The 7,879-nt window shown below is 75.3% G+C and carries 7 protein-coding genes; 3 read left to right on the top strand and 4 right to left on the bottom strand.

What is annotated here, in order from left to right:
* Positions 1-471: 471 nt before the first annotated feature.
* Positions 472-1,635 carry a trypsin-like peptidase domain-containing protein gene (locus LG632_RS28830; RefSeq protein WP_226730733.1) on the top strand — a complete coding sequence of 388 codons (1,164 nt, stop codon included), beginning with the start codon at positions 472-474 and terminating at the stop codon, positions 1,633-1,635.
* Between the two features lies 1 nt (position 1,636).
* Positions 1,637-2,698: a trypsin-like serine peptidase gene (locus LG632_RS28825; RefSeq protein WP_226730725.1), complete on the top strand. Its 1,062-nt coding sequence runs from the start codon at positions 1,637-1,639 to the stop codon at positions 2,696-2,698.
* A 12-nt stretch (positions 2,699-2,710) separates the two neighbouring features.
* Here LG632_RS28825 and lysA read toward each other — a convergent pair whose 3' ends face one another.
* From lysA to LG632_RS28805, 4 genes are all read right to left on the bottom strand, one after another.
* Positions 2,711-4,045, bottom strand: coding sequence for a diaminopimelate decarboxylase (gene lysA, locus LG632_RS28820; RefSeq protein WP_226730723.1), 1,335 nt, complete (start codon positions 4,043-4,045; stop codon positions 2,711-2,713).
* 14 nt (positions 4,046-4,059) lie between these two features.
* Positions 4,060-4,485 carry an SAV_915 family protein gene (locus LG632_RS28815; RefSeq protein ID WP_226730718.1) on the bottom strand — a complete coding sequence of 142 codons (426 nt, stop codon included), beginning with the start codon at positions 4,483-4,485 and terminating at the stop codon, positions 4,060-4,062.
* A 136-nt stretch (positions 4,486-4,621) separates the two neighbouring features.
* A complete protein-coding gene (locus LG632_RS28810; RefSeq protein ID WP_226730716.1) occupies positions 4,622-5,587 on the bottom strand; it encodes a GNAT family N-acetyltransferase in 966 nt (321 codons plus the stop codon).
* Between the two features lie 326 nt (positions 5,588-5,913).
* Positions 5,914-6,144, bottom strand: coding sequence for a hypothetical protein (locus tag LG632_RS28805; protein ID WP_226730714.1), 231 nt, complete (start codon positions 6,142-6,144; stop codon positions 5,914-5,916).
* 247 nt (positions 6,145-6,391) lie between these two features.
* On the opposite strand from LG632_RS28805, the gene LG632_RS28800 reads away from it, so the two are divergent.
* On the top strand, positions 6,392-7,867 hold the full coding sequence (locus LG632_RS28800) for a hypothetical protein (RefSeq protein ID WP_226730712.1): 1,476 nt from the start codon (positions 6,392-6,394) through the stop codon (positions 7,865-7,867).
* Positions 7,868-7,879 lie beyond the last annotated feature (12 nt).

The following is a 7,879-nucleotide window of genomic DNA, read 5'->3' as shown; positions in this document are numbered from 1 at the left end:
TAGAGGCAACGCTCCGCCCCGACCCCGGCCGCAGGCCGAGCCAAGCCCGGGGGCGCCGGGGCCGCTTCGGCCCCGGGGGGGGGGCCCGCGGGGGGCGGGGCCGCGGCGACGAGCGGCGAGGCGCCGGCCGGCAGCGGCTCCTCGGCCGGGCCGTCCCCGGCGGGCGGCGGGTCCCCGACGGCCGGGGCCCCGCCCACCGGGACCACGGGCATCCTGCGCGAGGCGCGCCGGCGCGGCACGCTGGACCGGCTGGCCCGGCGGCTGCTGCGGCTCGGCGACCCGAGCGGCGAGCTGGCGTCGGGGGTGGCGGCCGCGATGGTCGCGGGCGCCCCGGACGCGGGTCCGGTGCCGGCTCCCGGTGCCGGTCCTGCTCCTGGTCCTGGTCCCGCTCCGGCTCCCGGTGCCGGGCCTGCTCCTGCTCCTGCTCCCCACCCCGTCGGAGGGAACGGCCACCGAGCGGCCTGAACGACCATGAGCGACCCCTACCTCTCGCGCGAGGACATCCAGAAGCTCACCGCGACGGCCCTGGAACAGGGCCTCGCGCACCCGACCATGCGGCCGCTGCTGTTCGCCGGGATCCTGCCCAAGTACTTCGGCTCGCTGCCGATGCTCACGGCGCCCGGCCCGCAGGTGCAGTCCGACCTGAACGAGATGAACAAGGTCGAACGGTTGATCGACGGCAGCGTGCCGCTGGCCCTGTGGCTGCGCAACGGCGCCGACCAGCTCACCGACGCCGCCGCCCGGGACGTGTTCCTCACGGCCTTGGACCGGGTGGCCCGGGACGCGGCGGGCGAACCGGACGTGGCGCCGCAGGTGCCGTCGGGCGAGACCAAGGAGGAGATCGTCTTCCGCGACGACACCGTTCCCGTCGGCTTCCTGAGCGAGGGCGCGGTGGCCGGTGCCTCGGTCGCCCGGATCAAGGTGCTGCCGTACCAGGGCGGCGCCCTGCTCCAGCCGCTGGCGCTGCCGCACAACGGCACGGGCTGGCTGATCGCCCCGGGCCTGCTGGTGACGAACCACCACGTCGTCTACGCCCGCAAGCGCACCTCGGGCGGGCGCGAGGCGGTGGCGGACACGGACCTGAAGCTGCAGGCGGTCGGCTCCCGGACCCGGTTCGACTACCTCACCGAGGACGACCCGGACGCCCAGGAGGTCCCGGGCGCCGACCTGGTGGCCTGGGACGAGGAGCTCGACTACGCGGTGCTGCGGCTGGCCCCCGAGGCGACGCCGCGACCGTACCTGCGGGTCGCGACCGCGCCGCTGGCGGTCACCAAGGACCTGCCGGTGGCGGTCAACATCATCCAGCACCCCGGCGGTGAGCCCCAGCGGATCGCCCTGCGCAACAACCTGGTGTACGAGACCACCGAGCAGGACGTGCGCTACTTCACCGACACCCGCGGCGGCTCCTCCGGTTCGCCCGTGATGACCGACGACTGGACGGTGGTGGCGCTGCACCGGGGCACGCGCCGGGTCTCGGACGTCAGTTTCCAGGGCAAGAGCACCGCCTTTGTGAACGTCGGGACCCAACTGAGCGCCGTTCTGGGGCACTTGCGTGAGCGCTCCCCGGACGTGCACGCCGAGATCATGGCCGCCCAGTCCGCGCTGGACGGGCAGCGCTCCCCCCAGGAGGTGTGAGATGCGCGGTGGTTCGCCGGTGGCGACGGAACCGGAGCAGGTCTTCCGAGAGGACCTGACGGAGGTCGCCGCACGGGTACGCAAGGGTCTGGAGGCGGAGATCGCCGAGTCCGACCAGGAGCTGCCGCCGCGGGAGGCGACGGCGGACCGGATCGGGCGGGCCGCCCAGGAGGAGCGGGCGCGGGTCCTCGAAGCGGGGGCGCGCGGGCTGGAGAAGCTCGCCGCGGGCCGCGAGGACGACATCGACGAGGACGAGTACTTCGGTGTGGAGGCGATCGTCCTGCTCGAAGGCCGGCCGGCGATCCTGGTCCAGGGCCAGGACTTCCCTCCGCAGCCCGGCGACTGGGCGGTCCTGGACGGGCAGCGGACGGGCATCCGGGACTCCCTGGCCCGGGTGGGCCGGGTGGAGGTCACCGGGCACCCCTCCTTCGACTGGCTGGGCACGGGCTTCCTGGTGGCGCCGGACGTGGTGATGACCAACCGGCACGTCGCCGCGGAGTTCGGCCGTGCCGACGGCTCCGGCGGGTTCGTCTTCCGCGACGGCATGACCGCGCGGGTGGACACCGCCGAGGAGTTCGACGCCCCGGAGTCCGACGCGTTCGAGTTCGCCGTGACCGGGATCATCGGCATCCACCAGGTCGTCGACATGGCGCTGCTGCGGGTGACGCCGACCGCCGGCGGCGGCGGGGCGCTGCCGACGCCGCTGCGGATCTCGGGCGCGGAACCGCCGGAGCTGTTCGGGCGGCCGGTGTACGTGGTGGGCTATCCGGCCCGCGACGGCCGCCGCAACGAACCGCAGGCCATGAGCCGCATCTTCATGGACATCTACGACGTCAAACGGCTCCAGCCGGGGACCGTCACCGGGATCCGCCCGGACGGTTCGATGGGCCACGACTGCTCGACGCTGGGCGGCAACAGCGGGTCGCCCGTCCTGGACCTGACCGACCACACGGTGATCGGGCTGCACTTCGGCGGAAGGTTCCGGTCCGGCAACTTCGCCGTGCCGCTCTTCCGGCTGACGGACGACCCGCTGCTGAAGCGGGCCGCCGTCAACTTCGTCTGAGGGGCGCCCGTTTCACCCGCCGATGTCCCGGCTGCGGAAGTCCTCCAGGGTCTCGCGGCGCACCAGCAGCCGGGCCCGGCCGCCGTCCACGGCGACCACCGGCGGGCGGCCGACCATGTTGTAGCCGGAGGCCATGGACAGCTGGTACGCCCCCGCCACCGGGACGGCGAGCAGGTCGCCGGGGCGGACGTCCCCGGGCAGGTGCGCATCGGCGGCGAGCACGTCCCCGGCCTCGCAGTGCCGGCCGACGACGGTGGCCCGGCACGGATCGGCCGTGCTCGCCCGGCCGATCAGCCGGGGCGCGTAGCGCACCCCGTAGAGGGCCGGGCGCGGGTTGTCGCTCATCCCGCCGTCGACGGCCACGAACGTCGTGCTCCCGGTGCGTTTGACGGCCAGGACCCGGTACAGCGCCACCCCGGCCGGTCCGGCGATCGCCCGGCCCGGCTCGATCAGCAGCCGGGGTACGGGCAGGCCGGCCGCCGCGCAGCCGGCGCGGAGTTCGGCGCGCAGTGCGCGGGCCAGGGCGGTGGGGTCGAGGGCGGGCTCGCCGGGGCGGTAGGCGACTCCGTGGCCGCCGCCCATGTCGAGCTCGGTGAGCACCACGCCGTGGCTGTCGCGGATCCGGGCCATCAGGCCGACCATCCGGCGCAACGCGGCGACGTAGGGCTTGACCTCGGTGATCTGCGAGCCGATGTGGCAGTGCAGGCCGGTCAGGCGCAGCTGCGGCTGGCCGAGTACGCGGGCGATGGCGTGCTGGGCGTACCCGTCGGTGAGGGAGAGCCCGAACTTCTGCTCGTCGGTGCCGGTGCGGATCTTCTCGTGGCCGCCGGCCCGGACCCCGGGGACGACCCGGACCAGCACGTCCTGCCGGCCGCGGGGACCGACGGCGGCCGCCAGCCGGGCGATCTCGGAGGAGCTGTCGATGACGATCCGGCCGACGCCGAGCCGCAGCGCACCGGCGATGTCGCGGGGCGACTTGGCGTTGCCGTGCAGCAGGATCCGCTCGGGCGGGAACCCGGCGGTCACGGCGAGTTCGAGCTCACCGGCCGAGCAGACGTCGAGGCCGAGTCCTTCCTCGTCGATCCAGCGGGCCATGGCGCGGGAGAGGAAGGCCTTCGCGGCGTAGTACACCTCGGCCTCGGCGAACGCGTCGCGGTAGGTGCGGCAGCGGGTGCGGACCTCGCCCTCGTCCAGGACGTAGGCGGGGGTGTCGTAGCGCTCGGCGACCTCGGTGAGGCAGACCCCGCCGACGGCGAGGTCACCGTGCGGCAGCCGGGTGGTGGAGGCCGGCCAGACGGTGAGGTCGTCGGCGCCGAGGGGCAGCGGGCAGGGTACGAGGGTGGTCATCGGCCGTGCTCCCGTCACACCGAGCGCAGGGGCGCGGGGACGGTGGGGGCGGGGGCCGTGGGGGCGGGGCCGGCGGGCGCGGGGGCCGTGGGCGCGGGCCGCACGGGCGGAGCGGGCGCCACCGGTGCGGCGGCGAAGGCGGCCGGGTGCGCGGCGGGCGCGGAGAGGGTGGGGTCGACCGTCACCAGCGTCGCGCCGAGCGGCTCGGCCAGCTCGCGCAGCGCCGACGCGGAGAGCCGGATCCAGGGCTGCTGCGGGCCGAGGGTCGCGGCGAGCAGCTCGGGCGCGGTGAATCCCACGGCGGTCCGTTCGCCCAGCGGCGTGCGGAACATCCTGAGCACCACCGCCGACCGTCCCGGCCGGACGGGTACGTGGAGCAGCCCGGCCGGGACCCGTTCTTCGGGCTCGGCGTCGTCGTCGGCGTACTGGAACAGGCACATGAGAGGTCCTCCCTGAGGAACCACGAGGGGTCGCTGCCCCGACGTTATGCCCGGACCGGTGCCCCACGGGCCGTGCCCTGACGCGTCCTTGACGGCGATCGCCCCGCTCGATACGCATCGCTGACGCCCGGCCGGTTCATCCGTTCGCGGGGCCCTCCGGGGCCGCGGCGGGGAGGGGGCGGGCGTACTCCAGGCGGTCGGCGAAGCGCGCGTAGCCCGCCCGTTCGAAGGCGCGGGCCATCGCCACGTTGGCGGCGTCGCAGTCGCCGAGGATGCGGGTGGCGCCGTGCGCCGCCAGGACCCGGCTGCCGCGGACCACGACGGAGGTGGCGTACCCCTTGCCGCGGTGGGCGGGCAGCACGCCGACGAAGCCGATGACGGGGGCGCCGGGGTTCTCGGCGGGCAGGCTGATCACGGCCGGGGTGCCGTCGGCGGCGTAGCCGAGCTCCCACCAGTGCGGCTCGTGGCGCAGCCCTGCGGTGTCCTCGAAGAGCAGCTCGGCCGCGCCGCGCCGGCCGTGCTCGGCCACCATGGCGGCGAGGCGGGCGTCGGCGGTGTCCCCGAGCAGTTCCGCCAGGGCCGCGACGAACGGCTCGCGGCCGAGTTCGGCCAGCGGACGGAACGTCAGCCGCGGGTCCTCGGGCGGCAGTTCGGCCGGTACGTCCAGCGCGTAGCGGCGGCCGTCGCGGATCACGTCGAATCCCGAGCGGCGCAGCAGCGCACCGCGCCGCTCGGGGTCCCGCTGGAACTGCGGGGCCTGGGCGGGCGCGTCCACGACGTGCTCCAGCTCGGTGGCGCCGTGCGCGCGGGCCAAGGTGGCGGCGGCGTCCAGCAGGGCGAGGCCCGTCGCCGGGTCGCCCGCGGGCGCCTCGAACAGCACGACGGCGAGCGGGACCGGCTCGTCCGGGAGGGCCCACAGCACCACGCTGCCGACGGGCCGGCCGTCCTCCCCCTCGGCGACCAGGCACCACTCGGGGCGGGTGCAGCGGCGCTCCAGGATCTGGGTCAGGTACGCGCGGGTGGCCGCGTTGCGTTCGGTGTCGCCGGGATGCTGGACCAGGGCGGGCAGTTCGTCGGGACGGGCGGTGCGCACGAAGGTCACGTGAAGCCTCTGGGTCGGGGTGGGGGCGGCCGCGGGAGCGTCCGGTGGACGGACCCGGACCGGACCGGGTCGGACCGGACAGGGTCGGACCGGGTCGGACCGGACCGGGTCGGACCGGACCAAGCCGGTCCGGCGGCCGCGTCGCGGCGACCGGCCGGGTGGTCCGGCCACCGCGAAGTTAACCCTCTCAACTCCCTTTCCACCAGGCGTTTTCAGCCGTAGGCCGCGCGGAAGGCGAGGGGGCTTCGACCTCGGTCACGGCTCACCTTCCGCGCTCACCTCTGCGCCGCGTCGCGGGTGCGCCCCGGGCGGCCACGGCCGCCCGCCTAGGCGGGTATGCCGGACAGGCCGGTGGGCGGGCCCTGCACCACTCCGCCGAAGGCGTCCATGCAGGGGGCGCAGTAGTGCTCCGCCTCGGGCTCCTCCCCGGCGGGCGCGATGTCGGGTTCGGCGGGCAGCCGGAAGCCGCACAGGGCGCTGGCGCTGGCGTCCTTGGCCAGCACGTGCCAGACCAGCCGGCGTCGGTCGTCGCTGGACTCGGCGCGCATCTCGTACATGGGCGTACCGCCTTTCCGCGTTCGAAAGGGACCGAGGAAACCCCCGCCCGCTGTCCATGAGAGGGCCAACCGGCGGATGCGGCCAACGGGGGTGGGCCAACGGGTGGAACATCGCCCGGAGCAGGTTTGAACGGGCGCGCGGCGACGTGGCCGGAATGTGCTGTTACCGGTGGACCGCCTGGCATGATCCGTCTCCACGTTACCTGCCGGTAGCAACACCCCCCGATTCCAAAGGTCATACGTGTACGTGCGCACGCTCGCCAGACGCCTCCTCCTGCCCGGCCTCACGGCCCTGGCGCTCACCGCCACCGGCTGTGCCTCGACGGCACACACCGGCGCGGACCCCGCGAACACCGCCACCGCCTCCCCCGCCGGCGACGGCTCCGAGCGGCTCGCCGTGGCCGCCGCGCCGCAGGGCCCGGCCGAGCCCACCCCGCTCGCCCGGGTGGGCGCCGGCAAGGGCGGTCCCGAGAAGGCCGCCCTGAAGGTCGCCTCCTACGACCGCGCCACCGGACGGGCCGTCATATCCAAGGCCCCGCAAGGGGCCGGCGCCCCCACGCCCGGGCCGGGTGCCGGGGCGTCCAAGGCGCCGCAGAAGAACTCCCCCGGCTCCGACCGCTCGCCGGCGCCGGCCGGGTCGGCGCCGTCGGCCCCCGCCGCGGGCTCCGACCGGCCCGTGGCGGTGGGCGACGTCATCGCCAGCGCGCCGGCTCCGGGCGCCCCCGACGGCCTGCTGGCGAAGGTCACCGAGGTGCTCGGCACGACCGACCGGGGCACCGAGGTCAAGACCGCGGCCACCACGCTGTCCTCCGTCCTGCGGGACGACAAGGCCGACGGCAAGGTGCCCGTCGACCCCTCCTCCGTCACGGTCGTACCGCTGATGAAGGGCGTCACCTTCTCCTGGGCCAAGAGCCACGGCCTGCGCTTCGGCCCGGAAGGCGCCAAGCTGCCGCTGGGCAACCTGCGGCTCGACGTCGACGCCCCCGTCGAGACCGCCCCGGGCGCCCCCGTCTCGGCCGGCGCCGCCGTCTCGGGCTTCGTCCAGCTCGCCCCCACCGTGGAGTTCTCCTACGACGGCTCCGGCGGCGCCGGTCCGCGTTCGGCCTTCCTCGGCATGAGCGGTGACTGGTCCTCGCAGTGGAGCCTCAAGGGCCACGCGGCGGCGAGCACCGGATCCCCCAAGCGGATCCCGTTCGCCAAGCTGCACGCCGCGCCCGTCGTCCAGGTCGGCCCGGTGCCCGTCGTCGTCACCCTCGATCTGACCTGCTACATCCAGGTGCAGGCCGACGGCCGCGTCACCCTGGAGGTCCGGCAGGACGTGCAGGGCGACTTCCGCGTCGGCGGCAGCTACGCCACCGGCCGGGGCTGGACCCCGGTCAGCACGTCGAAGGTACAGAGCACCCCGGTGAAGGCCGAGGTCACCGCCGCCGGCCGGGTCAAGAGCGCGATCGGCGCCGAGGCCTCGGTCGGCCTGTACGGGACGGTCGGCGTCTCGGCGGACTTCGCCCCCTACCTGCGGGGCGAGGCCGACGCCAAGGCGTCCGCGTCGAGCGACGGCAAGACGTCCGTGAGCGGCGCCTGGGCGCTGTACGGCGGCTTCGACCTGAGCGGCAACCTGCAGCTGCAGCTGTCGCTGTTCGGCACCCCGGTGTTCGAGCGCCGGATCCCGCTGGGCTCCCTCAACCGCGAGTGGCCGCTGGCGGGCGGCAGGACCGGCCGCTAGACGGGCCGGCGC

Origin of the sequence: Streptomyces antimicrobicus, assembly GCF_020532625.1 — a bacterium.
Taxonomy (GTDB): Bacteria; Actinomycetota; Actinomycetes; order Streptomycetales; family Streptomycetaceae; genus Streptomyces; species Streptomyces antimicrobicus.
This window is presented reverse-complemented; position numbering and strand designations above follow the sequence as displayed.

Bases quoted from the DNA above. Each gene is read 5' to 3' on its own strand.
- LG632_RS28825 (WP_226730725.1), top strand. From the start codon at position 1,637: ATGCGCGGTGGTTCGCCGGTGGCGACGGAACCGGAGCAGGTCTTCCGA.
- lysA (WP_226730723.1), bottom strand. From the start codon at position 4,045: ATGACCACCCTCGTACCCTGCCCGCTGCCCCTCGGCGCCGACGACCTC.
- LG632_RS28815 (WP_226730718.1), bottom strand. From the start codon at position 4,485: ATGTGCCTGTTCCAGTACGCCGACGACGACGCCGAGCCCGAAGAACGG.
- LG632_RS28830 (WP_226730733.1), top strand. From the start codon at position 472: ATGAGCGACCCCTACCTCTCGCGCGAGGACATCCAGAAGCTCACCGCG.
- LG632_RS28805 (WP_226730714.1), bottom strand. From the start codon at position 6,144: ATGTACGAGATGCGCGCCGAGTCCAGCGACGACCGACGCCGGCTGGTC.